This is a genomic window from Cedecea neteri NBRC 105707 = ATCC 33855 (assembly GCF_001571265.1).
Classification (GTDB): Bacteria; Pseudomonadota; Gammaproteobacteria; order Enterobacterales; family Enterobacteriaceae; genus Cedecea; species Cedecea neteri.
Window position 1 is genome coordinate 18,994 of the sequence record NZ_BCTL01000038.1, and the last position, 21,694, is coordinate 40,687.

19 protein-coding genes and 1 pseudogene are annotated in these 21,694 nt (G+C 54.7%); 14 read left to right on the forward strand and 6 right to left on the reverse strand.

Features of this window, described 5'->3' with window-relative positions; genetic code table 11:
• Positions 1–43: 43 nt before the first annotated feature.
• A pseudogene (gene pckA, locus CNE01S_RS16360) lies at positions 44–1,662 on the reverse strand (phosphoenolpyruvate carboxykinase (ATP)).
• A 325-nt stretch (positions 1,663–1,987) separates the two neighbouring features.
• Between pckA and CNE01S_RS16365 the strand changes: the two are divergent.
• A complete protein-coding gene (locus CNE01S_RS16365) occupies positions 1,988–3,736 on the forward strand; it encodes a DUF4153 domain-containing protein (RefSeq protein WP_061277361.1) in 1,749 nt (582 codons plus the stop codon).
• 45 nt (positions 3,737–3,781) lie between these two features.
• Here CNE01S_RS16365 and hslO read toward each other — a convergent pair whose 3' ends face one another.
• The 4 genes from hslO to CNE01S_RS16385 form a co-directional block, all read right to left on the reverse strand.
• Positions 3,782–4,660, reverse strand: a complete 879-nt coding sequence (gene hslO, locus CNE01S_RS16370) for an Hsp33 family molecular chaperone HslO (RefSeq protein WP_061277404.1) — start codon at positions 4,658–4,660, stop codon at positions 3,782–3,784.
• Positions 4,661–4,687: 27 nt separating this feature from the next.
• The gene (hslR, locus tag CNE01S_RS16375) at positions 4,688–5,089 is read right to left on the reverse strand and encodes a ribosome-associated heat shock protein Hsp15 (RefSeq protein WP_061277362.1); all 402 of its coding nucleotides are present in this window, start codon (positions 5,087–5,089) and stop codon (positions 4,688–4,690) included.
• Between the two features lie 9 nt (positions 5,090–5,098).
• Entirely contained in the window at positions 5,099–5,770 is a 672-nt protein-coding gene (gene yrfG, locus CNE01S_RS16380; protein ID WP_061277363.1) for a GMP/IMP nucleotidase, read from the reverse strand.
• A gap of 74 nt (positions 5,771–5,844) precedes the next feature.
• Entirely contained in the window at positions 5,845–7,980 is a 2,136-nt protein-coding gene (locus CNE01S_RS16385; RefSeq protein WP_061277364.1) for an intracellular growth attenuator family protein, read from the reverse strand.
• Between the two features lie 335 nt (positions 7,981–8,315).
• Between CNE01S_RS16385 and nudE the strand changes: the two genes are divergently transcribed.
• Positions 8,316–8,876, forward strand: coding sequence for an ADP compounds hydrolase NudE (gene nudE / locus CNE01S_RS16390; RefSeq protein WP_061277365.1), 561 nt, complete (start codon positions 8,316–8,318; stop codon positions 8,874–8,876).
• A gap of 59 nt (positions 8,877–8,935) precedes the next feature.
• On the opposite strand, the gene mrcA is transcribed toward nudE, so the two are convergent.
• Positions 8,936–11,488, reverse strand: coding sequence for a peptidoglycan glycosyltransferase/peptidoglycan DD-transpeptidase MrcA (mrcA, locus tag CNE01S_RS16395; RefSeq protein ID WP_061277366.1), 2,553 nt, complete (start codon positions 11,486–11,488; stop codon positions 8,936–8,938).
• A gap of 139 nt (positions 11,489–11,627) precedes the next feature.
• On the opposite strand from mrcA, the gene CNE01S_RS16400 reads away from it, so the two are divergent.
• The 12 genes from CNE01S_RS16400 to trpS all read left to right on the forward strand — a co-directional run bounded on the left by CNE01S_RS16400 (position 11,628) and on the right by trpS (position 21,685).
• Positions 11,628–12,443 (forward strand): type IV pilus biogenesis protein PilM, encoded by an 816-nt coding sequence (locus CNE01S_RS16400; RefSeq protein WP_061277367.1) that lies wholly within the window; start codon positions 11,628–11,630, stop codon positions 12,441–12,443.
• Positions 12,443–12,991: a PilN domain-containing protein gene (locus tag CNE01S_RS16405; protein ID WP_061277368.1), complete on the forward strand. Its 549-nt coding sequence runs from the start codon at positions 12,443–12,445 to the stop codon at positions 12,989–12,991. Before CNE01S_RS16400 ends, CNE01S_RS16405 begins: the two co-directional genes overlap by 1 nt.
• Positions 12,981–13,451 (forward strand): HofO family protein, encoded by a 471-nt coding sequence (locus CNE01S_RS16410; protein WP_061277369.1) that lies wholly within the window; start codon positions 12,981–12,983, stop codon positions 13,449–13,451. Before CNE01S_RS16405 ends, CNE01S_RS16410 begins: the two co-directional genes overlap by 11 nt.
• Positions 13,438–13,830 (forward strand): HofP DNA utilization family protein, encoded by a 393-nt coding sequence (locus CNE01S_RS16415; RefSeq protein WP_061277370.1) that lies wholly within the window; start codon positions 13,438–13,440, stop codon positions 13,828–13,830. The genes CNE01S_RS16410 and CNE01S_RS16415 overlap by 14 nt, the downstream gene beginning before the upstream one ends.
• Positions 13,769–15,016: a type IV pilus secretin PilQ gene (pilQ, locus tag CNE01S_RS16420; RefSeq protein ID WP_096753943.1), complete on the forward strand. Its 1,248-nt coding sequence runs from the start codon at positions 13,769–13,771 to the stop codon at positions 15,014–15,016. Before CNE01S_RS16415 ends, pilQ begins: the two co-directional genes overlap by 62 nt.
• A 319-nt stretch (positions 15,017–15,335) precedes the next feature.
• Positions 15,336–15,857, forward strand: coding sequence for a shikimate kinase AroK (gene aroK / locus CNE01S_RS16425; protein WP_061277372.1), 522 nt, complete (start codon positions 15,336–15,338; stop codon positions 15,855–15,857).
• Between the two features lie 58 nt (positions 15,858–15,915).
• A complete protein-coding gene (gene aroB, locus CNE01S_RS16430) occupies positions 15,916–17,004 on the forward strand; it encodes a 3-dehydroquinate synthase (protein WP_061277373.1) in 1,089 nt (362 codons plus the stop codon).
• Between the two features lie 74 nt (positions 17,005–17,078).
• A complete protein-coding gene (damX, locus tag CNE01S_RS16435) occupies positions 17,079–18,371 on the forward strand; it encodes a cell division protein DamX (protein WP_061277374.1) in 1,293 nt (430 codons plus the stop codon).
• 63 nt (positions 18,372–18,434) lie between these two features.
• Entirely contained in the window at positions 18,435–19,259 is an 825-nt protein-coding gene (gene dam, locus CNE01S_RS16440; RefSeq protein WP_061277375.1) for an adenine-specific DNA-methyltransferase, read from the forward strand.
• A 45-nt stretch (positions 19,260–19,304) separates the two neighbouring features.
• On the forward strand, positions 19,305–19,982 hold the full coding sequence (rpe, locus tag CNE01S_RS16445; RefSeq protein ID WP_039288419.1) for a ribulose-phosphate 3-epimerase: 678 nt from the start codon (positions 19,305–19,307) through the stop codon (positions 19,980–19,982).
• Positions 19,975–20,688 carry a phosphoglycolate phosphatase gene (locus CNE01S_RS16450; RefSeq protein ID WP_061277376.1) on the forward strand — a complete coding sequence of 238 codons (714 nt, stop codon included), beginning with the start codon at positions 19,975–19,977 and terminating at the stop codon, positions 20,686–20,688. The genes rpe and CNE01S_RS16450 overlap by 8 nt, the downstream gene beginning before the upstream one ends.
• Positions 20,681–21,685 carry a tryptophan--tRNA ligase gene (gene trpS, locus CNE01S_RS16455; RefSeq protein WP_039288414.1) on the forward strand — a complete coding sequence of 335 codons (1,005 nt, stop codon included), beginning with the start codon at positions 20,681–20,683 and terminating at the stop codon, positions 21,683–21,685. The genes CNE01S_RS16450 and trpS overlap by 8 nt, the downstream gene beginning before the upstream one ends.
• Positions 21,686–21,694 lie beyond the last annotated feature (9 nt).

Below are 21,694 nucleotides of genomic sequence, written 5' to 3' on the forward strand. Positions count from 1 at the left end.
ACGAACCCCGAAGGGTTCGTTTTTTTCGCCTAATGCTTCAGATTTACAGCTTCGGACCGGCTTCGACCAGAGCTGCACCGGCTGGGGTGTCGGTGTATTTTTCGAAGTTATCGACAAACAGCTTCGCCAACTGCTCCGCTTTTTCCTGCCATTGCTCCGGAGAGGCGTAGGTATTACGTGGGTCCAGGATCTGGGTATCCACGCCCGCGAGAGAGGTTGGGATGGCGAGGTTAAACATCGGCAGGGTAAAGGTTTCTGCGTCGTCCAGCGAGCCGTCGAGAATGGCATCGATGATTGCCCGGGTATCTTTGATCGAAATGCGTTTGCCGGTGCCGTTCCAGCCGGTATTCACCAGATACGCCTGCGCGCCTGATGCCTGCATGCGTTTCACCAGTACTTCAGCGTACTGCGTTGGGTGCAGCGACAAGAATGCCGCGCCAAAGCAGGCGGAGAAGGTTGGCGTTGGCTCGGTCACGCCGCGCTCGGTGCCCGCAAGTTTAGCGGTAAAGCCGGACAAGAAGTGATACTGAGTCTGGTTTGCGGTGAGGCGTGAAACCGGCGGCAGCACGCCGAAGGCGTCGGCGGTCAGGAAGATAACTTTGGTTGCGTGGCCCGCTTTCGACACCGGCTTAACGATGTTGTCGATATGGTAAATAGGGTAAGAAACGCGGGTGTTTTCCGTTTTGGACGCATCATCAAAGTCGATAGTGCCGTCGGCGCGGACGGTGACGTTTTCCAGCAGCGCATCGCGGCGGATCGCGTGATAAATATCCGGCTCGGCTTCTTCCGACAGGCGGATAGTTTTGGCATAGCAGCCGCCTTCAAAGTTAAACACGCCGTCGTCGTCCCAGCCGTGCTCATCGTCACCAATCAGGCGGCGTTTTGGGTCGGTGGAAAGCGTCGTTTTACCGGTGCCGGACAGGCCGAAGAACACCGCCACATCCCTTTTTCACCGACGTTTGCCGAGCAGTGCATGGAAGCGATGCCCTTCAGCGGCAGCAGGTAGTTCATGATAGAGAACATCCCTTTCTTCATTTCGCCGCCGTACCAGGTTCCGCCGATAAGCTGCATGCGTTCAGTCAGGTTAAACGCCACGAAGTTTTCGGAGTTCAGGCCCTGTTCTTTCCAGTCTGGATTGGTACATTTAGCCCCATTCATCACCACAAAATCAGGCTCAAACGTCTCCAGCTCTTCGTCCGTTGGGCGAATAAACATGTTTTTCACGAAGTGCGCCTGCCAGGCAACTTCGGTGATAAAACGCACCGACAGACGGGTATCGGCGTTGGCGCCGCAGAATGCGTCGATAATAAACAGGCGTTTGCCCGATAGCTGATGGGTGACGAGTCCCTTTAGGTGGTGCCAGGTTTCTTCGGAAAGCGGTTTGTTATCGTTTTTGCCTTTACCGTTGTCGGCCCACCATAAGGTGTCGCGGGTGGTGTCATCACGGACGATGTATTTATCTTTTGGAGAGCGGCCGGTGAAGATCCCTGTATCTACGGAGACGGCGCCTAAGTTAGTGACCACACCGCGTTCAAAACCCTGCAGGTTAGGGTCGAGTTCTTCGCGGTAGAGGGTATCGTAATCGGGGTTATAGACGACTTCGCTGACGTCATGAATGCCATAAGCCTTGAGATCTTGCGGGGTTATGCCTTTAACTCGCATTTCACTGCTCCTTAGCCAATTTATACTGCCGAATATTGTAGGGTTGTTTAGGGGGTGTTAACCGCGACCACTATCATAAATTTACGCGCCTGCTTAAATTTAACAGGGGAAATGCACAGGGGATGCCGCAACGGGGGCAGAGTATGGCAGGAATTCGCTGGCTTTCGGGGAAAATATAGCGGATATGTTAATAATTAGGATAATAACGGAGAACTTTGTGAATGAACGCGCTCTCATACGCAACACGATGAAACAAGACCGTCATTTGCAAGTCGCAGCAGGCCGTTACACTAAGTCAAAAATGATCTAATAAGGGATGACAACCATGTTCATGTCTGAGCCGTTACCCAAGGCGACCCGCTGGGGGATTCTGCTGGTGGGGTTTCTTTTAGGCGTGGTGCTGTACCTCACCGAGGGAGACAGGGTGAGTAGCCTCTGGCTGCGAGGGGATAATCAGGCCCTGTACCTGCGTTCGTTGTCCGTCGTGCTGGCGACGACACTGGCGCTGGTCACCGTGCGTTTCAACGGTCTACGATTTTGGGGATTAGTGCTGCTCCCATTGCCGGTTGTGGCGTTGATGAGCGGCTGGGTGAACTGGACGACTCAGGGGCTGGAAAGCTGGAACCGGCACGATATTGTTCAGGGGTATCTGTGTTCGCTGGCGGCAATGCTGTTTCTGGCCTTACCCTGGCTGCAGGGGCGGCTGCATTCGAACCACGGTTGGGGAGGCTGGCAGGTATTCTACGGCCAGCTCTGGCGTAACGGCATTACTCTGTTACTTACCGGGCTGCTGGTGCTCTTTTTCTGGGGCGTGCTGGCGCTTTGGGCCGGGTTATTCAAGCTGGTAGATATCACCTTCTTCGATCGCCTGTTTTTCAGTTCTTCGGCGTTCGCCTGGATTGCTACCTGTACGACTGCGGCGCTGGCGGTAACGCTTTGCCGTGATCAGATTCGGGCTATTAACGCGGTCAAACATTTCTTCAGCGTTTTTGCGACGGGGCTTTTGCCGCTGCTCTCGCTGATCTCTCTGATGTTTTTGGCGACGCTGCCGGTCGTCGGCCTGGGGTCTATTTCACTGCACTTTTCCTGTAATGCGCTGCTCAACACGCTGACGCTGATGGTGATGGGCACTGCCGCAGTGGCTTATCATCCTGAAAGAGAAACGCGACCTTATCCCGCTTTGCTTGATGGCGCGATTAAGCTGACGTTACTGCTGTCGCCGATTTATGCCTTGCTGGCAAGCTATGCGCTGTGGCTGCGCGTTTCTTCATACGGCTGGACGCCGACAAGGGTGTATGCAGCGCTGATAACCTTTACCGTGCTGGTATGGGCCTTTGGCTATGTCGTCACGCTCGTTCGCCAGCGTCGGGAGCTCGTTTTACAGCCGGGTGGCATTAACCGCACGGTGTTTTTGCTGGCGCTGGCCTTGTTGGTCGCGGTGAATTCTCCGCTTCTGGACCCTTACCGGATAAGCGTTAATAACCAAATGGCGCGTTACCACAGCGGTGTCCTGAAACCCGACAGGCTGAGTATGACCATGCTGCAATACGCCGGGCGGCGGGGCTATGATGCGCTTAGCGAGCTGCAAAGAGATCCAGCATTTATCGCCAGCCCTGAGCGCAGAAGGCAACTGGCGATGTTGTTGAGCAACGGTAAAGCAGGCGGCGCGGCTACGGCGAAGCTTACGGTTGAATCTCTGCGTCAGCGTATCGTGCTGGCGGATAAAAACCGCGTGCCGGAAAACGCGTGGTGGCAGGCAATGGTAAAAGATGAAAGCTACCAGGCTCGAGAGTGCCTGGATGACGAGGATAAGTGTCTGCTGGTTGGGATGGATCTGAACGGTGATGGTCAGGATGAATGGCTGCTGTGCCAGCCGGAAATGAACTACTGCAAAGTTTACGGCAAGTCAGGTGGAAGCTGGAAGGATATCGGCCAGGCCCGGGATCTCGATAAAAACCAGATGATGTCAGCGCTGAAGCAGGCCGCTTCTGAAGGAAAACTCACGGCTGCGCCAAAGGTCTGGCAGGACGTAATGGTGCAAGGGCAGCGTGTCAAAATTGACTATTACCGCTGAAAAAAAACGCCTCCGGTGAGGAGGCGTTTTGCAAATTTCATAAACTTAGTGAACCTGCGGATCTGCCGGGGAAGCGTTGTTCCGGATCGCCGCAATGTCCATTGAGTCAAAGACATAGTGGCTGCCGCAGTAATCGCAGTTCATGTCGATTTCATTGTCTTCCGCCAGAATGCTGTCGATTTCTTCATCCGGCAGCGTACGTAGCGCGTCTGCACAGCGTTCGCGAGAACAGGTGCACTTAAACTCTACGTCCTGCGGATCGTACAGCGTGACTTCTTCTTCGTGGTAAAGGCGCCATAACACATCGTTCGCCGGCAGCGTCAGCAGCTCTTCTGCTTTGATGGTTTCGGTCAGCGTGGCCAGATGGTTGAAGTCGTCGGTTTCCGCGTTCTGCGCCGGCAGAACCTGCAGCAGCATACCGCCTGCCGCCGCTTTACCGTCTACTTCGCCGGTACGAATAAACAGACGAGTTGGCAACTGCTCGGAACGCATGAAGTAATCTTCCAGGCAGGCAGCCAGCGTATCCCCTTCCAGACCGACCACGCCCTGATAACGCTCGCCTTCGCTTGGGCTGATGGTGATCACCAGATAGCCGTTACCCACCAGATCTTTTAACGCCGCATCGGCCGGGATCTCACCCTGTACGCGAGCCACGCCGCGCATTTGCTGTTTGTTATTACCGTTAATCACGGCCAGCGTCATTGGGCCATCGCCCTGGAGCTGAACGGTGATGTCACCGTCAAACTTCAGCGTAGCGGTCAGCAGGCTGGTGGCAACCAGCAGCTCGCCGAGGATATTTTTGACCGGCTGCGGGTAGTCATGGTTTTCCATGATCTGCTGCCAGGTTTCGGAAACCGTCACCAGCTCGCCGCGTACGGCGTAGTTTTCAAACAGATAGCGGTGTAGTTGGTCGTGTTGAGTCATCGTCATCTCTCTTGCTGGTAGGCGGATTTACGCTTCGCCACCGTGTTTAAATTTCATCAAATCTCGCCGCTCTTTTTTATCCGGGCGGCGATCGGGGTGGGGCATGGTTAGCGCGTTCATTTTGCGTGCCAGCGCCACTTTTTCCCGTTTGGCGATACTTTCCGCCGTTTCTTCATAAAGCTGAGTGGCTTCCGTGGCCGGCCTGCGCTGCCCGGTAATCGCGAGTACGTTAACGGTGCGTTCGTCATTGCCCTGGCGCAGCGTGAGAACCGCGTTCAGTTCAACCAGTTTACTGGGTTTGCTGCGCTGGCCGTTGTAGTGCACTTTTCCGCCTTCAATCATTTCCCGCGCCACGGCCCGGGTTTTATAAAAGCGTGCTGCCCACAGCCATTTATCCAGGCGTACACCTTCGGCTGCTTTTTCTTTCATTACGCCCCCTTAAACGGAAAGCGATGGGATCAGGCTGCGGTAATCGCTAAGGCCAGGATGGCGCTCAAACGTTTTTTCCGCTTCGCCGGAATCCGGGTTGAGGACGCCGAAGCAGTAGCGAATGCCAAATGTCGCTGCGGCATCAAGAATCGCTTCGCTGTCGTCGATAAATACCGTTCTGGCCGCGTCGAACCCGGTATGTCCGGCTACCGCCTGCCATAAACGTTGATCTTCTTTCGGATAACCAAATGTGTGGGTAGAAAGCAATAAATCAAGGTGCTGACCCAAACCCGTATGCTCAAGCTTCACCGCCAGATTGTGCGGGTGCGCGTTGGTGAGCAAAATTCGGCGCTTGCCGCTGGCTTTGGCTGCCTCAAGAAACGGCACTGTGTCTTCACGTAGCGCGGCTTTTGGCCCCTGCTCGGTGGTCATGGCACAGATATCCAGCCCGAGGCGCTCGCTCCAGTAATCGAGACAGTACCAGTTTAGCGTATGCTGCACGGCGTGGTATTCGCGGGAAATCAGTTGATGCGCTTCCTGCAGCGGAATGCCGCGCTGAAGGCTAATGGTTTCCGGTACCAGCTTTTTCCAGAAATGGTTATCAAAGGCCAGGTCCAACAGGGTCCCGTCCATATCCAGCAGCAGGGTGTCCACGTCCTGCCAGGCGATAGCACCAGACATAGCTTTAGTCTCGATTGAGGAGAAATAGCGTACCAGGGTAGCACAACCCGGTACGCAAAGTTTACCCGTAGCGGCTACTTGAGCGGCGAGGGCGGGGTCAGTGTTGGGTTGAGGCAGCTATCATAATAGCGCTGAATTTCAGCCAGACGAGTGCTGGCACGGCGATAACGAGTCACCGCCAGAACGCCGTTTATTGCCGCGCAGGCCAGCATCGCGATCAGCATCAGAGAAATACCGATGTAGCTCCAGAGGCTGTGTGTATCGGAGATCCGATGCAGGGTGACGTGCTGTGTACCGTTGGCGTCCGTGTAGATGCCGGTGATGATCCCTTCGGCGTGGAACGGCGTTTGCAGCAGCATTTCCGCCAGCCGTTGGAATTCGGTCCACTGTTCCTGGGCCGGGAAGTCATACAGCGACATTGGCGGCAGCGGCTGGTCCACAAGGTCGCCACCTTCATCGTTGATGATGATGTAGCCGCTAGGCGCCGGGCTGTTTAACGACTGCGCGGCGCGGGCGGTTTCACGGATAAAGAATGGCGCGGTTGAGGTGGTCACCAGGTTATCCAACGACTCGGCGCTAACCGGCCGTAGAAGGACATTCACCCCGGTCAGTTTTCCTGAATCCGCGCGCTTAATCAGGGAATCCCAGTCTTTAGTGTTGCCCAGGTTCACTAGCGCATTTTTCAGGCGCACACACTCTTCCTCTGCGGTGCACAGCGCCTGCGTTTTTTTCACAATCCCGGCAAAATCATCCAGCAGGACCATGCCTGACTTCTGAATGGCGTCCGCGAGCTGCGGGTTTACCTTGCTGTCGGCTTCTCCACCCTGAGGATGGATTTGCCCGCTGACGGCTTTGGTCAGGGCGACCGCCTTGTCCATGATTTCAGACTCCGGCAAGGGCAGAGGACGTGCGTTATTCCAAATAATTTGTGAGCAGTCGAATGGGGTGAACGGGAAATTTTGGCGCGCGTGATAACCGCCAGGCGTTTGAATATTACACATCCCCGTGCCGTTAACTCTCAGCGTATCGCCGACCTGCAGCTTGTATCTGGCGAGGTCCTCAACGCTGGTGGCTTCAATGGACTGAGCGCCCTTTAACCATGAAGCGCTGAGCTTGATAGGCATTTCCAGCGGCACCCAAATAGTCATCATCAGCAGAACCAGCAGCGCACCCGCGGCAATCAGGAGGTTACGCACCCAGTGCTGTAGCGGGAAGTTACGCACTTCATCATGGAGTGAAAGGAAACGCCCCTGACGCACCACATGGCGGTCAAGGTAGATATCAATGTCGGTTTTCTGTCCCAAATCCTGCGCCACAAAAGGCTGCCAGTGCGGTGGATAAACCAGGTCGATAATCCCCAGGGAGATATTGTTCATCTGGTCCTGGTTGGACTCGCCGAACAGCCCCCAACGTTTAGGGGTGCCGCGCAGGCAATGGATTTCGCGCAAGGCTGTTTTTGCAGGAGGGGCAAACAGGCCCCACAATCCGGCGGCAATCAGCAAAACGGCACCGCCAATTAACCAGGGCAGGAACACTGGCGGCGTGACGAGACTCAGGAACAGCATGATAAAAGCGATGCAAATAAGTGCGGCTTCACGCACGCCGTCGGGGCGGCTCAGGGAATACTCTTCCTGGGTTTCCTGGCGAATGTTCAGCAGCTCTATTTGCTCGCTTTCTTCGCCCCGGATGGATGCCTGGGTGCCGGAGTAGCCTTCCAGAGCATACTGCTGCGTGTCCAGCGTATCGTTTTGCAGCGTATTGCCATTGAGCGAAATGACCAGCGGGATGCTGCTCGTGCGGATAAGCTCTACGTCGTTATCGTTGGTGATGTATTGTTCCCAGAACGGCGGCAAATGTACTTCAATAGAATCAAGATAATAACGCCATTTATTAGCGTCATCGGCAGAGAGGCCGTAGCGAGTGATTGACCGTGTCAGGGAGAAAACCGTGTTGCTTTGCGCGGTGAGCGTTAACCTTGGCGGTGGATTGCTTGCGCCCGAAGGGCCGATCAGTTCCTGGGAACGCGAATAGCGCTCGAGATAATTTTCGACAGCAATACGCTCTTCTGGAGCCAGTTTACGCGTGGTGGCACCGGAGAAGGAACGATCGTGCGAAACCTGGGCACGCAGCCTCAGGCTTCGCCATATCAGCCATCCGGCAATCAGTATGCAGGCCAGCATAGCAGCTAACAGAAATAATAAGGTGCTCATGCTTTCCCCATCAAACAATCGTCTTTTTCATCAAACTCGGCAAAAGATCGGCCTTTCAAAAGGTTAAGAAGCCAGAAGTCATTATCGGCAGGTAAAGCTGCAAACTTGAGCTGTTTTTAAGGCGACCAGCCTACAGTAACACAATGTTAGCAAAGCGACTTCGTCTGAAATACAAGTAAATTCCTATTCAATAGTACCCGCCTTGACAGGGGGCTGCATTACGTGTTTTGGCTCAATAGAAGTTACAAAAATGTAAATAATAGCCAATGCTCGTTGCACGATATGTGCGGCATGCCGCACAATAACTTACCTCTTTCACTGTTGATCCCGGCCACATGAGCAAATCACTAACTAAACCAACGATTTTACATGTAGAAACAGTGGCGCGTTCGCGACTGTTTAATGTCGAAACGGTGGATCTGGAATTTAGCAATGGCGTTCGCCGCGTCTACGAGCGAATGAAGCCGTCTTCCCGTGAGGCGGTGATGATCGTGCCTATTGTTGATAACCACCTGATCTTAATCCGTGAATACGCTGTTGGCACAGAATCCTATGAACTAGGGTTCTCTAAAGGGTTGATCGACCCAGGCGAAACGGTGTTTGAGGCCGCTAACCGCGAGCTGAAAGAAGAAGTAGGTTTTGGTGCGAACCAACTGACGTTTCTGAAAAAGCTGACGATGGCACCGTCCTATTTCTCGAGCAAAATGAACATTGTAATTGCAGAAGATCTGTATCCCGAATCCCTGGAAGGGGATGAGCCGGAAGAACTACCGCAGGTGAGGTGGCCGCTGGCGAAAATGATGGATTTGCTCAATGAAGATGATTTCAGCGAGGCGCGTAACGTCAGCGCATTGTTCCTGGTTCGGGAATGGTTAAGACAGCAGGGCAGGCTGTAAATCTGACTGCATAAGAATGAAAAAGGGCCGCTAAGCGGCCCTTTGTTATTTTGCCTGGGTTAGAACAGCTCGTGCTCTTCCCCGTTATCGATAAGCGTCGTGCCTACCTCATGCACGGCTTGCTGCGTAGGCTGCGTGCCTTCGATGAAATACTCTTCACGACTGTTGCCGCCGTTGGCTAACTGGCCGGTACTCCGGTCAATATTGACGGTGACAATCCCTGGCGGTGGCGCCATCGGATCTTCTGGCACGCCTGACAGCGCAATTTTCATGAAATCATCCCAGGCTGGCTGGGCGCTCTTCGCGCCGCCTTCGTAGCCGGAGATCTGATCTTTAATTGCGCCTGACGCAGTGGTGCGGCCAAGGTCGCGGCGATGATCGTCGAACCCAATCCAGACTGACGTGACAACGCCCGGGCCGTAGCCTGAGAACCAGGCATCTTTCGAACTGTTGGTTGTCCCGGTTTTGCCGCCGATATCCCGGCGCTTCAAATCACGGCCTGCTCGCCAGCCCGTTCCCTGCCAGCCCGGTTCACCATAAATGTTGCTGTTAAGCGCACTTTTGATCAGGAACGCCAATGGGGTGTTGATCACATGCGGCGCATACTCCTCGCCCTGTGCTTTTGCCACCAGAGCGCTGTTGGCCTGCTCTAACTGCGGCATTGGTACGTTGCTGTTCTGCGGCGTTTGCGAGACGGCAACGTCTTCTACATCCTGGTTTTCCAGTACCGTTGATTTCGGCGTGTCGCCATAGATAACCGGAATATCACAGCTGGCGCAGGCAACTTTGGGCTTCGTCTCAAACACGGTATTCCCTACGTCATCGACAATTTTGGTGATGTAGTAAGGATCTACCAGGAAGCCGCCGTTTGCCATGACGGAGTAACCGCGGGCAACCTGCATTGGCGTAAATGAGGCAGAGCCCAGCGCCAGTGATTCGGTATGAACAATGTTTGCTGCAGGGAAGCCAAAGCGCTGCAGATATTCTGCGGCATAATCGACGCCCATCGCTCGCATCGCACGTACCATCACCACGTTCTTGGATTCGCCCAGCCCCTGACGTAGACGGATTGGTCCGGCGTATTGTGCCGGAGAGTTCTTCGGCCGCCAGTCGGAGCCCGCCCCGGCATCCCAGCGTGAAATCGGCACATCATTCAGAATGCTTGCCAGCGTCAGGCCTTTGTCCATTGCCGCGGTATACAGGAAAGGTTTGATGTTTGAACCTACCTGACGCAGCGCCTGGGTCGCACGGTTGAACTTGCTTTGGTTAAAGTCAAAGCCGCCGACCAGCGCCAGCACGGCGCCATCGTGTGGATTGAGCGAAACCAGCGCGGAGTTAACGTCAGGCACCTGGCTAAGCCACCAGGCATCATCCACTTTGCGTACCCAAATTTGCTGGCCAGCCTGTACCACGTCGGTGACTTTGCGTGGCGTAGCGCCTTGCGCGGTGTCGGATCGATACGGGCGTGCCCAACGCATGCCTTCCATCCCCAGCGAAACGGAACTGCCGTCAGCCAGCATTGCCGTTGCTTCGTCAGGCACGGCGCGGGTGACAACCGCCGGGAACAATGGCCCGTAGACCGGAAGGTTTTTCAGCGAGTCGGTGATTTTTTTCTTATCCCAGGCGCTTTCTCCCACTTTCCACAGCACATTAGACGGGCCGCGGTAACCGTGGCGCATATCGTAGGCCATGACGTTGTTGCGAACGGCATCCTGGGCGCCTTGCTGAATTTTACGGCTCAGCGTGGTGTAAACCTTGTAGCCATCTTCGTAGGCTTTGTCGCCGTAACGGGCGACCATGTCCTGCCGCACCAGCTCAGAGAGGTATGGCGCGGAGAAGGCAATCTCAGGCGTGTGATAGCTGGCGTCAATCGGCTGACTGCGGGCTTCATCGTACTGGCTTTGGCTGATGTAACCTTCGCTCAGCATGCGCGACAGTACTACGTTGCGGCGCGCCGTTGAACGATCCATGGAATAAAGCGGGTTAAAGGTTGACGGTGCTTTAGGCAGCCCGGCAATTACCGCAATCTCGCTCAGGGTCAGCTGATCGACCGTTTTGCCAAAGTAAACCTGTGCGGCGGCACCCACACCATAGGCGCGGTAGCCGAGATAGATTTTGTTCAGGTAAAGCTCAAGGATCTCGTCTTTGTTCAGCATCTGCTCGATGCGGACGGCAAGAAACGCTTCCTTAATTTTACGCATCAGGGTGCGTTCCGGACTCAGGAAGAAGTTACGTGCCAGCTGCTGCGTAATGGTACTTGCGCCCTGAGAGGCATGGCCCGAGAACAGCGCCACGCTTGCTGCACGGAAGATGCCCACCGGGTCAACGCCGTGGTGCTCGTAAAAGCGGCTGTCTTCTGTCGCGATAAACGCCTTTACCATCACCGGGGGGATCTGGTTCAGGGTCAGGGGAATACGACGTTTCTCGCCGTACTGAGCAATCAGCTCGCCGTCAGCGCTGTAAACCTGCATCGGAATCTGCAGTCGCACATCTCTTAATGTCGCCACGTCGGGCAGCTGGGGCTCAATGTATTTGTATAGACCGTAAATCGAGCCAGCTCCCAGCAGAACGCAACAGACTGCAAGGATTAATAAATACTTTACGAACTTCACCTTAAATTTCCCATCAGGTTTCAATTGGGCAGTTTCTAAACAACCGCGCGGTAGTATAAAGGCAAGCCAGGAGCTTTGATATACCCGTTACTGTTTCGGGGTCAGGGCTGTTCATCATCCGGATAAGGAGATCGAAACCATGATGTTTCCTGGTTGGCGGATTGGCCTGGATATCCAGGCAGAAGGCGTACGTGCCGCAGCGATACAGTGGCACCGACAAGGGTGGCAGTTGCGGCATTGGTGGTATTTACCTTTCCCGAAACAAACACTTGCGGACGGCATGTTACCCGAACCTGACACACTGCGCGAGGCGCTTGCGGCATGGCGCACAGAAATCCCCGTACGCCATCATCTACGGGTTGGCTTTCCGGCACAGCGAGCTTTGCAACGCCAGATCCCCAGACCTCCACGGCGGTTGCAGGAATCAGCCCAAGAAAAGTATATCGCGGGTGCAACGGCTCGCCAGCTGCAAATGCCCACGGAGCAACTCTGTTATGACTATCTGGCGGAGGATTCGTCATTTTGCGTGACGGCGGCGAAACAGGTGGATATTGCTGCACTGCAGGCCTTTTTTGCGAGCATGAATCTCTTTCCCCGGACGATAACGCCGGGAGACAAAATTTTGAGCGCCTTGCCTCAGGATTGCTATCCAACAGATTGTCGTTTTCTGGTTCATGAAGAGCGAGGCTACTGGCTGTGGGCGTCAGTGAACGATCGCGAACGCTCCGGCTGGCTGGATAAACGACAGGCAGTGGATTTCCCTGCTCTTTGTCAGCAGCTGGAGGCCAACGCCTGCGACATTGCCTTTAGCCACGCTGACGTTGAAGGCTCCTGCCCGGCCGGAGCAGAAAGACTGAATGCCTGGCAACTCATTGTCCGCCAACAGCCGCCTTTACCGCGTCACGGTGGGCTTTACACGCTCGCATTAGGGCTGGCCCTGGGATCAGAACGCTAATGATGCCGCTGATAAATCTTCTGCCGTGGCGACAGCTGAGACGCCGCCATCGGCTAAAACTCTGGGGTGGCACTCTGCTGTTTGGCGTGCTTTTGATTACAGGGGTGATGCTGCTTTGGGCCCAGTTTCTCGCTGTAAAAGTGCACTGGCAACAGGTTCAAGTCAGCCAGTGGGAGACGCAAGAATCTGCCTTGAAGTCACTGTTATTGCGTCAGCAAACAGAGTTGAAAGAGAGTCAGCAGCGGCAGGCGATATTACGGGCGGAGACGGTGCGAAAAGGCAACATTTCACGTTGGGAAAGTGTGCTGAATATGCTGGCCTTGCGGTTGCCCGAAAACAGTTGGTTACAGAGCGTTAGCTGGCAAAACGAAAGCGCAATCATCTCTGGCGTGGCGGGAGATGCACGAGAACTGGAGCGGTTTGAGGCAGTGCTGGCCGATTTACCGGGCGCGTTCAAGGTCAAGCCTGGTGAGCTGCGTGATGAAAAACAAAAAGGCCTGGTTTTTACCTTCACCTTAAACCCGCAAGGTGGCGAACATGCTGAATAACCTGGAGCGCCTTATTGATGGACATGTTGCATATCGAGTATTGGGCCTGTTGGGGGGCCTGTTTGCTGTCGCGCTAATCTGCTTGTGGCTGTGGGTTTGGCCCTTGCGGCAGCAGTTGCAGGCGAAAGAACAGCACAACCAGCAGCGCTGGCAGCATGTGCTTTCTTTGCAGCGGCAAATCGCAGCTTTGCCGAAACCAGAGCCGTTACCTGATGTCGTTCCTCTGGAGACGTTTTCTGCCATGGCCGCGGTAAAGCGAACCGGAGGGAGGTTAGTGAAGTGGCAGCCCGATCCGCGACATTCTGTGTTGGAAGTGCTGCTTCCCTGGCCCAGGGTGCCACCGTTTTTTAGGGAACTGTCCGGCTATGGGGGGCTGAAGCTGCCAGCCTTTATTTTGAGCGAAGCTGGGGAACAGGTGCGGGTTTTGGTCACACTGGAGTTTACCGATGAAAGTCGCTAGCTGGATGTTACTGGCCGCGCTCAGTTCGTCGCTGCAAGCGTTGCCTCGTAATCCGTTTCTTTTGCCCGTATCACCCTGTGAGGCGTTACTTAAGCGTCTTGACCGCTGGCAATTACACGGCGTGTTTTCCCCGACTGGCTCTGCAGAAAGCATTGCCTTAATGAAATTCTCCGGGAAACGCTGGCAAAGGGTAAAAGAAGGTTTTTTTCTGGAGCCGGATGTGCAGGTGACCATGCTTCTTGAGCGGCAAATGCGGGGCACGCTCACCGGCGTCTGCGAAGGGCGCTATTACCACTGGGAAATACAGGGAGGAATCAATGATAAGACATATCGTGGCAAGCGGACTGATACTGATGCCCCTGACGGGATGGGCGAATGATCGCGTCACTCTGACGTTAGATGAAACACCGGTCGTGCAGGTTTTGCAGGCGCTGGCCGAGCAGCAAAACTTCAACGTGGTGATTGCGCCTGAGGTGGCGGGAAATCTCTCGCTACGTTTGGCTGATGTGTCCTGGGAGCAGGCTTTCCAGCAAGTACTCAGATTGGCAAACCTGACTTCATTAAAGACGGGCAATATTCTTCAAATTCAGCAGAAACAGGATCCGGCGCAACGACGCGCTCAGCAAGAGGCTGCTCGTAAGCAAAAAGCGCTTGAGCAGCCGCTAGTCCAGGCGGTTTATACGCTGCGCTATGCTGAAGCCGCCGACCTTGCCGCGGGAATAAAAGCTAATGAAGAAAAATTGCTTGGGCCCAGGGGCAGCATTACCGTGGATAAGCGCACAAACCGTCTGGTGCTGCATGACAGCCAGCAGGCGCAAAAGCGTGTTGCGGCCTGGATTAAAGATATGGATGTTTCGATGGGGCAGGTCGAGCTGTCCGCGCATATTGTCACCATTAACCAGGACAAGCTACGCGAGCTCGGCGTGAAGTGGAGTGCCCCGTCAGGTGATATGGAGTCCGGGCTATACCAGACCACAACAGTCTCAAGTGAGTTAGCGGTGAAAGCGCCAACCACGACCGTGGGGTTTAATATTGGCCGAATCAACGGCCGGATGCTTGAGCTGGAGCTCAGCGCGCTTGAACAGCAACAGCAGCTGGAAATCATAGCCAGCCCGCGCCTGCTGGTGGCACACCAACAGTCTGCCAGCATCAAACAGGGCACCGAAATTCCCTATCAGGTATCCAACGGGAAAAATGAAGCGACCTCGGTGGAATTTAAGGAGGCGGTACTGGGTATGGAGGTGACGCCGACATTGAGCCACCACGGGGTGATTCGCCTGAAGCTTCGCATCAGCCAAAATATGCCTGGGCGCAGTATCCAACATGCGGATGGGGAGGCGCTCGCCATTGATAAACAAGAGATCGAAACGCAAGTCGAGGTGAAGGATGGTGAGACGCTGGCGTTAGGCGGAATCTTTCAACAGCAGAACAACCACACTCGGGATAGCGTTCCTTTGCTGGGAAATATTCCTTTTATCGGCCAATTGTTTCGCCACGACGGGAAAAAGCACCAACGTCGGGAATTAGTCGTGTTCATCACACCCAGACTGATTGCGTTGCCCTAGCGGGTTTCTTCTTCAGCCTGAGGGTTTTTCTGCCAAACAGCGCCCAGGTGTTTGACGGCAGAGAGGAATTAGCTTACAAGGTGTACCGTTTCGGGAGGCAGGGTATTTAGAGCCTGTGGCCGGTAAAGCTGGCGCACGCTTTTCGTCCCGAGCCAGGCGCCAGGTGATTTATTCGGTTGCCAAACCCCCTTGAGTGTTGAGATAATTTTTAGTCTGATTCTCGAACTCACGCTTATGAGGTTTCAGTTCATGTCCCGCCGCAGCAAGTTGTTACCGGGCGGGTTTATCATCAACGAATTGTCTTAGTAGTACCGAAAAAATGGCAGAGAAACGCAATATCTTTCTGGTTGGGCCTATGGGTGCCGGCAAAAGCACTATTGGGCGTCAGTTAGCTCAGCAACTCAATATGGAATTTTTCGATTCTGATCAAGAGATTGAGAAACGTACCGGAGCTGATGTGGGCTGGGTATTCGACGTTGAAGGCGAAGAAGGCTTCCGCGATCGCGAAGAAAAAATCATTAATGAACTCACTGAAAAACAGGGCATCGTGCTGGCTACCGGTGGCGGCTCTGTGAAGTCTCGTGAAACCCGCAATCGTCTTTCCGCCCGTGGCGTAGTGGTTTACCTTGAAACCACCATTGAGAAACAGCTTGCACGTACTCAGCGCGATAAAAAACGTCCGCTGCTGCAGGTTGAGACTCCACCTCGTGAAGTGTTGGAAACGCTAGCAGGCGAACGCAATCCTCTGTATGAAGAGATTGCAGATGTCACGATTCGCACCGATGATCAAAGCGCCAAAGTGGTCGCAAACCAGATCATTCATATGCTGGAAAGCAACTGATTCTGGCTTAATCAAGAAACGCCTGCGGGCAAAGCAACAATAAGGTGGGCTCCGCGTAATGGAGAGGCTGACAGTCACTCTCGGGGAACGTAGTTACCCTATTACCATTGCCGCCGGGTTATTCAATGACCCGGCTTCCTTTTGGCCGCTGAAGGCTGGCGACCAGACTATGCTGGTTACCAATGAAACCCTTGCACCGCTCTATCTGGACAAGGTTCGTGGTCTTCTGGAACAGGCAGGCGTTAAAGTGGATACCGTCATTCTTCCGGATGGCGAACAGTTTAAAAGCCTCGCGGTGCTTGATACCGTCTTTACGGCGCTGTTGGAAAAGCCCCACGGTCGCGACACGACCTTAATTGCTTTAGGCGGTGGTGTTGTGGGCGATTTAACCGGTTTTGCCGCGGCGAGCTATCAGCGCGGGGTACGTTTTATCCAGGTCCCTACCACACTGCTTTCGCAGGTGGACTCCTCCGTTGGCGGCAAAACGGCCGTTAACCATCCCCTCGGCAAAAACATGATTGGCGCGTTCTACCAGCCCGCTTCGGTGGTGGTGGATCTCGATTGCCTGTCGACTTTGCCTGCGCGGGAGCTGGCTTCAGGCCTGGCGGAAGTCATTAAATACGGCATCATTCTGGACGGCGAGTTCTTTGACTGGCTGGAAGAGAATATCGACGCATTGTTGAAGTTGGACGGTCAGGCAATGGCGTACTGCATTCGTCGTTGTTGTGAGCTGAAGGCCGAAGTTGTTGCCGCAGACGAGCGAGAAAGCGGCTTACGTGCTTTACTGAATCTGGGTCATACGTTTGGCCATGCTATTGAAGCCGAAATGGGCTATGGCAACTGGCTACATGGCGAAGCCGTGGCGGCCGGGATGGTGATGGCGGCGCGAACCGCTCAGCGCCTGGGTCAATTCAGTGAGGCAGAAGTTCAGCGCGTGATCGCGCTGCTGGTACGAGCCGGGTTACCGGTTAACGGGCCGCAGGAAATGTCCCCTGACGCGTATATGCCCCACATGATGCGTGACAAAAAAGTATTAGCTGGCGAGCTGCGTTTGATTCTGCCGCTGGCGATAGGGAAGAGTGAAGTACGCGGTGGAGTACCGCACGATGTCGTTCTATCAGCCATTGCTGATTGCCAGCAGGCTTAACAACTAGAATTTTAATAGTATTTAACTTCGGGCGTGATGCAGAGATGGGCATACGCCTTTGAGTGGGGTGTTAAATGGATGAGTTTAAACCAGAAGACGAGCTGAAACCCGATCCAAGCGATCGTCGTCCTGGGCGTTCCCGCAAACCTGACGAGTTCGAGAAAGAACCGCAGATCAACGTTGATGACGTCGATCTTGATGCGGACGAACGCCGTCCTTCTCGTTCACGCCGCGAGCGCGAAGTAGAGGTTGAGGAAGAGTACGAAGGTGATGATGGCCTGGCCGCAGAACCTCGTCCGGCGCGTGGACGTAAAAAGGCAGCAAAACAGAAAGCGCCTGCTTCTCGTCAGCACATCATGATGGGCGTCGGGATTCTGGTACTGCTGCTGCTTATCATCGGCATCGGTTCAGCCCTGAAAGCGCCTTCATCCACCCCAGATACTGCCGAGCAAAAACCAGGCGCAGAGAAGAACATCGATCTCTCCGGTTCGAACGGTGCGGCATCTGCCGACCAGGCAAACGCCGCTCAGCCACAGTCAGGGAATACTCCAGCTGTTGGCCAGCAGAATCCGCAGGATGTTTCCCTGCCGCCTATTTCCTCTACGCCAACTCAGGCGCAGACTCAGCCGCAGCCGGAAGGGCAGCAGCGCGTTGAGGTTCCAGGGAACCTGAATAACGCACTGACTCAGCCTCAGCAGCAGGGCCAGATTGACAACGTGGCCAGTAATTCCACGCTGCCAACTGAACCAGCTACTGTCGCGCCAATCGCTGGCAGCAAAACCGAGCCGCGTAAGCTGGCCGGTACCCAGGAACCAACCCGCACCGTTGAATCTCGCCCTGAGCGCAAGAAAACGGTGATTGAGCCAGTACGTAAAGCCGAGCCTAAACCGCAGGTTAAAGCTGAAAGCAAGCCAGTTGCTACGGCGAAACGTAGCGAACCAGCCCCGGCTGTTTCTGCCCCGATTACCGCGCCATCAACCAGCGCTGCCACTTCAACCCCGGCGCCGAAAGCAACAGCATCTACTGCACCTAAAGCGGCACCGCAGGCTGCAGCGACGGCAAGTACTGGCGGCACAGTAACCGGTGACGCAAGCGCCATTAAGAGTGCGCCAGGCAGCCACTACACGCTGCAGCTGAGCTCTTCTTCAAACTCGGCAAACCTGAATGCATGGGCGAAAAAAGAGAACCTGCAGCACTATATGGTTTATCAGACTCAGCGTAACGGCCAGCCCTGGTTTGTGCTTGTGAGCGGTGTTTATGCCACGAAAGACGATGCAAAACGCGCGGTGACAAGCCTGCCGGCAGACGTTCAGGCGAAGAACCCGTGGGCAAAACCTATTCATCAGGTGCAGTCTGACCTCAAGTGAAAATAAGCGCAGTCGCTGTCGGAGCCTTTCCACAGCTGGATAAGGTGTAAATAGTAAGACAGCATGAAAAAAAATCGCGCTTTTCTGAAATGGGCAGGGGGAAAGTTCCCCCTGCTGGACGACATAAAAAAGCATCTGCCGCAAGGCGACTGTCTGATTGAGCCCTTCGTTGGCGCCGGGTCGGTATTTCTCAATACCGACTATCAGCGCTATATCCTCGCGGACATCAACAGCGATCTGATTAACCTCTACGATATCGTCAAAAACCGCGCGGATGAGTACGTGCGGGAGTCTCGTTTGCTGTTCACCAAAGAGCAAAACGAAGAGGCTACCTATTACGCCTTCCGCGTCGAATTTAATCAGTGCACCGACAAATTCCGGCGCGCGGTGTTGTTTTTGTACCTCAACCGTCATTGTTACAACGGCCTGTGCCGTTATAATCTGCGCGGTGAATTTAACGTGCCGTTTGGCCGCTACAGCAAACCTTACTTCCCGGAAGAGGAACTGTACAACTTTGCTGAACGGGCTAAAAATGCCACTTTTGTCTGCCAGTCATATGACGTCAGCATGGTAAACGTTGCCGCAGGTTCCGTTGTGTATTGCGATCCGCCTTACGCGCCGCTTTCCGCCACCGCCAACTTTACCGCTTATCACACGGACAGCTTCAGCATGGTGCAACAGAGGCATCTGGCGGAGCTGGCTGAAAAACTGCGTGAGCAGAGCATCCCGGTGGTGATTTCCAATCACGATACCGAGCTCACTCGCGAGTGGTACAAGAATGCTACCGATTTCCGTAAGCTGCAGGTAAGACGCAGCATCAGCAGAAACGGTGGAGCACGTAACAAGGTGGACGAACTTCTGGCGCTTTATAAAGTAAAGCTTGCCTGAGCCGTTTCGCCCGCCGCTGAAGATGAATGACTCCTGGAGAAGCGGATGAAACAGTATTTGATTGCCCCCTCAATCCTCTCTGCCGACTTCGCCCGACTGGGCGAGGATACGGCTAAAGCGCTTGCAGCAGGTGGTGACGTTGTCCATTTTGACGTCATGGACAACCACTATGTCCCTAACCTGACAATGGGGCCGATGGTGCTCAAAGCGCTGCGCGATTACGGTATTACTGCGCCTATCGACGTCCATCTGATGGTGAAGCCGGTTGACCGTATCATTCCTGATTTCGCCGCTGCCGGCGCCAGCATTATTACCTTCCATCCCGAAGCTTCTGAACATGTCGATCGCTCCCTGCAGCTTATCAAAGAGCATGGCTGTAAAGCGGGTCTGGTACTTAACCCGGCGACCTCCCTTTCCTGGCTGGATCACGTCATGGACAAACTGGATGTGATTTTGCTGATGTCCGTCAACCCTGGGTTTGGCGGGCAGTCGTTTATTCCACACACGCTGGAAAAGCTGCGCCAGGTTCGCGAACGCATTGATGCCTCCGGCTATGATATTCGCCTTGAAGTGGACGGCGGCGTTAAAGCCGACAATATTGCGGAAATCGCCGCTGCGGGTGCAGATATGTTCGTCGCAGGTTCCGCTATTTTCGGCCAGCCTGACTATAAAGCGGTGGTTGACCGCATGCGTTCTGAACTGGCTAAGGTAAGTCATGGATAAGTTTCAAAAAATTCGAGGCGTTGCCTTCGATCTCGACGGCACGCTCATCGACACGGCGCTTGGCCTGAGCCAGGCCGTTGATCTGGCGCTTTATGCGCTTGAACTGCCTGTGGCAGGTGAAGATCGCGTTGTAACCTGGATTGGCAACGGCGCGGATATCATGATGCAGCGGGCGCTTAAGTGGTCGCTGAAAGATAAAGAGCCCGACCTCGCCCAGCTGAATATGGCGCGCAAACTGTTCGATCGCTACTATGCGGAAACGGTTGAAGAAGGGAGCTTCCTGTTCCCTGGCGTGGCCGCAACGCTTGCTGCTCTGAAAGAGAAAGGCCTGCCGCTCGCCGTGGTTACCAACAAACCCACGCCTTTTGTCACGCCGCTGCTGGAAGATCTGGGCATTGCCCAATATTTCCAGACCATCATCGGCGGTGACGATGTGAAAGAGAAAAAGCCGCACCCGGAAGCGCTATACAAAGTTATGGAAACCCTGGGGCTGGCGGCGGATGAGCTGCTTTTTGTCGGCGACTCCCGCAATGATATTCAGGCTGCAAAGGCGGCCGGCTGCCCGAGCGTCGGCCTGACCTGGGGCTATAACTATGGCGAAGCGATTGGGCTGAGCAACCCGGACGTGGTGTTCGATCGTTTCGCAGACTTATTGCCCGCTTTCGGGCTACCACCTTTAGCAAATCAGGAAGCAGAACATGAGTAAGCCCATCGTATTTAGCGGCGCCCAGCCGTCAGGCGAATTAACTATCGGTAACTACATGGGTGCGCTGCGTCAGTGGGTAAACATGCAGGATGATTACCATTGCATTTACTGCATCGTTGACCAGCATGCGATCACCGTTCGCCAGGACCCGACCGCGCTGCGCAAAGCGACGCTGGACACCCTGGCGCTGTACCTGGCCTGCGGCATTGACCCGAAAAAGAGCACCATTTTTGTTCAGTCCCACGTGCCGGAGCACGCGCAGCTGGGCTGGGTGCTGAACTGCTACACCTATTTCGGCGAGCTGAGCCGTATGACTCAGTTCAAGGACAAATCTGCCCGCTATGAAGAAAACATCAACGCCGGCCTGTTTGATTATCCGGTGCTGATGGCGGCAGACATTCTGCTGTACCAGACCAACCAGGTGCCGGTGGGTGAAGACCAGAAACAACATCTGGAGCTGAGCCGCGACGTTGCCAGTCGTTTTAACGCGCTGTACGGCGACATATTCAAAGTGCCGGAGCCGTTCATTCCTAAGTCCGGCGCCCGCGTGATGTCCCTGCTGGAGCCAACCAAGAAGATGTCCAAGTCTGACGATAACCGCAATAACGTTATCGGCCTGCTGGAAGATCCGAAATCCGTGGTGAAGAAGATCAAACGCGCGGTGACCGACTCCGAAGAGCCGCCTGTTGTGCGTTACGATGTGAAAGAAAAGGCCGGGGTGTCTAACCTGCTGGATATTCTTTCCGGCGTCACCGGCAAAGCGATTCCTGAGCTGGAAGCCAGCTTTGAAGGCAAGATGTATGGCCATCTCAAGGGCGAAGTGGCGGAAGCCGTGTCCGGTATGCTGACCGAGCTTCAGGAGCGCTATCACCGTTACCGTAACGATGAAGCTTTCCTGCAGCAGGTGATGAAAGAGGGCTCAGAAAAAGCGCGTGCTCGCGCCGGTGAGACGCTGAAAAAAGTGTACGAAGCGATCGGGTTCGTCGCTCACCCATAATCTTTCCCT

Bases quoted from the DNA above. Each gene is read 5' to 3' on its own strand.
- rpe (WP_039288419.1), top strand. From the start codon at position 19,305: ATGAAACAGTATTTGATTGCCCCCTCAATCCTCTCTGCCGACTTCGCC.
- CNE01S_RS16400 (WP_061277367.1), top strand. From the start codon at position 11,628: ATGATGTTTCCTGGTTGGCGGATTGGCCTGGATATCCAGGCAGAAGGC.
- damX (WP_061277374.1), top strand. From the start codon at position 17,079: ATGGATGAGTTTAAACCAGAAGACGAGCTGAAACCCGATCCAAGCGAT.
- pilQ (WP_096753943.1), top strand. From the start codon at position 13,769: ATGATAAGACATATCGTGGCAAGCGGACTGATACTGATGCCCCTGACG.
- hslO (WP_061277404.1), bottom strand. From the start codon at position 4,660: ATGACTCAACACGACCAACTACACCGCTATCTGTTTGAAAACTACGCC.
- aroK (WP_061277372.1), top strand. From the start codon at position 15,336: ATGGCAGAGAAACGCAATATCTTTCTGGTTGGGCCTATGGGTGCCGGC.
- CNE01S_RS16365 (WP_061277361.1), top strand. From the start codon at position 1,988: ATGTTCATGTCTGAGCCGTTACCCAAGGCGACCCGCTGGGGGATTCTG.
- trpS (WP_039288414.1), top strand. From the start codon at position 20,681: ATGAGTAAGCCCATCGTATTTAGCGGCGCCCAGCCGTCAGGCGAATTA.
- nudE (WP_061277365.1), top strand. From the start codon at position 8,316: ATGAGCAAATCACTAACTAAACCAACGATTTTACATGTAGAAACAGTG.
- yrfG (WP_061277363.1), bottom strand. From the start codon at position 5,770: ATGTCTGGTGCTATCGCCTGGCAGGACGTGGACACCCTGCTGCTGGAT.
- CNE01S_RS16410 (WP_061277369.1), top strand. From the start codon at position 12,981: ATGCTGAATAACCTGGAGCGCCTTATTGATGGACATGTTGCATATCGA.
- CNE01S_RS16405 (WP_061277368.1), top strand. From the start codon at position 12,443: ATGATGCCGCTGATAAATCTTCTGCCGTGGCGACAGCTGAGACGCCGC.
- dam (WP_061277375.1), top strand. From the start codon at position 18,435: ATGAAAAAAAATCGCGCTTTTCTGAAATGGGCAGGGGGAAAGTTCCCC.
- aroB (WP_061277373.1), top strand. From the start codon at position 15,916: ATGGAGAGGCTGACAGTCACTCTCGGGGAACGTAGTTACCCTATTACC.
- CNE01S_RS16385 (WP_061277364.1), bottom strand. From the start codon at position 7,980: ATGAGCACCTTATTATTTCTGTTAGCTGCTATGCTGGCCTGCATACTG.
- CNE01S_RS16450 (WP_061277376.1), top strand. From the start codon at position 19,975: ATGGATAAGTTTCAAAAAATTCGAGGCGTTGCCTTCGATCTCGACGGC.
- hslR (WP_061277362.1), bottom strand. From the start codon at position 5,089: ATGAAAGAAAAAGCAGCCGAAGGTGTACGCCTGGATAAATGGCTGTGG.
- CNE01S_RS16415 (WP_061277370.1), top strand. From the start codon at position 13,438: ATGAAAGTCGCTAGCTGGATGTTACTGGCCGCGCTCAGTTCGTCGCTG.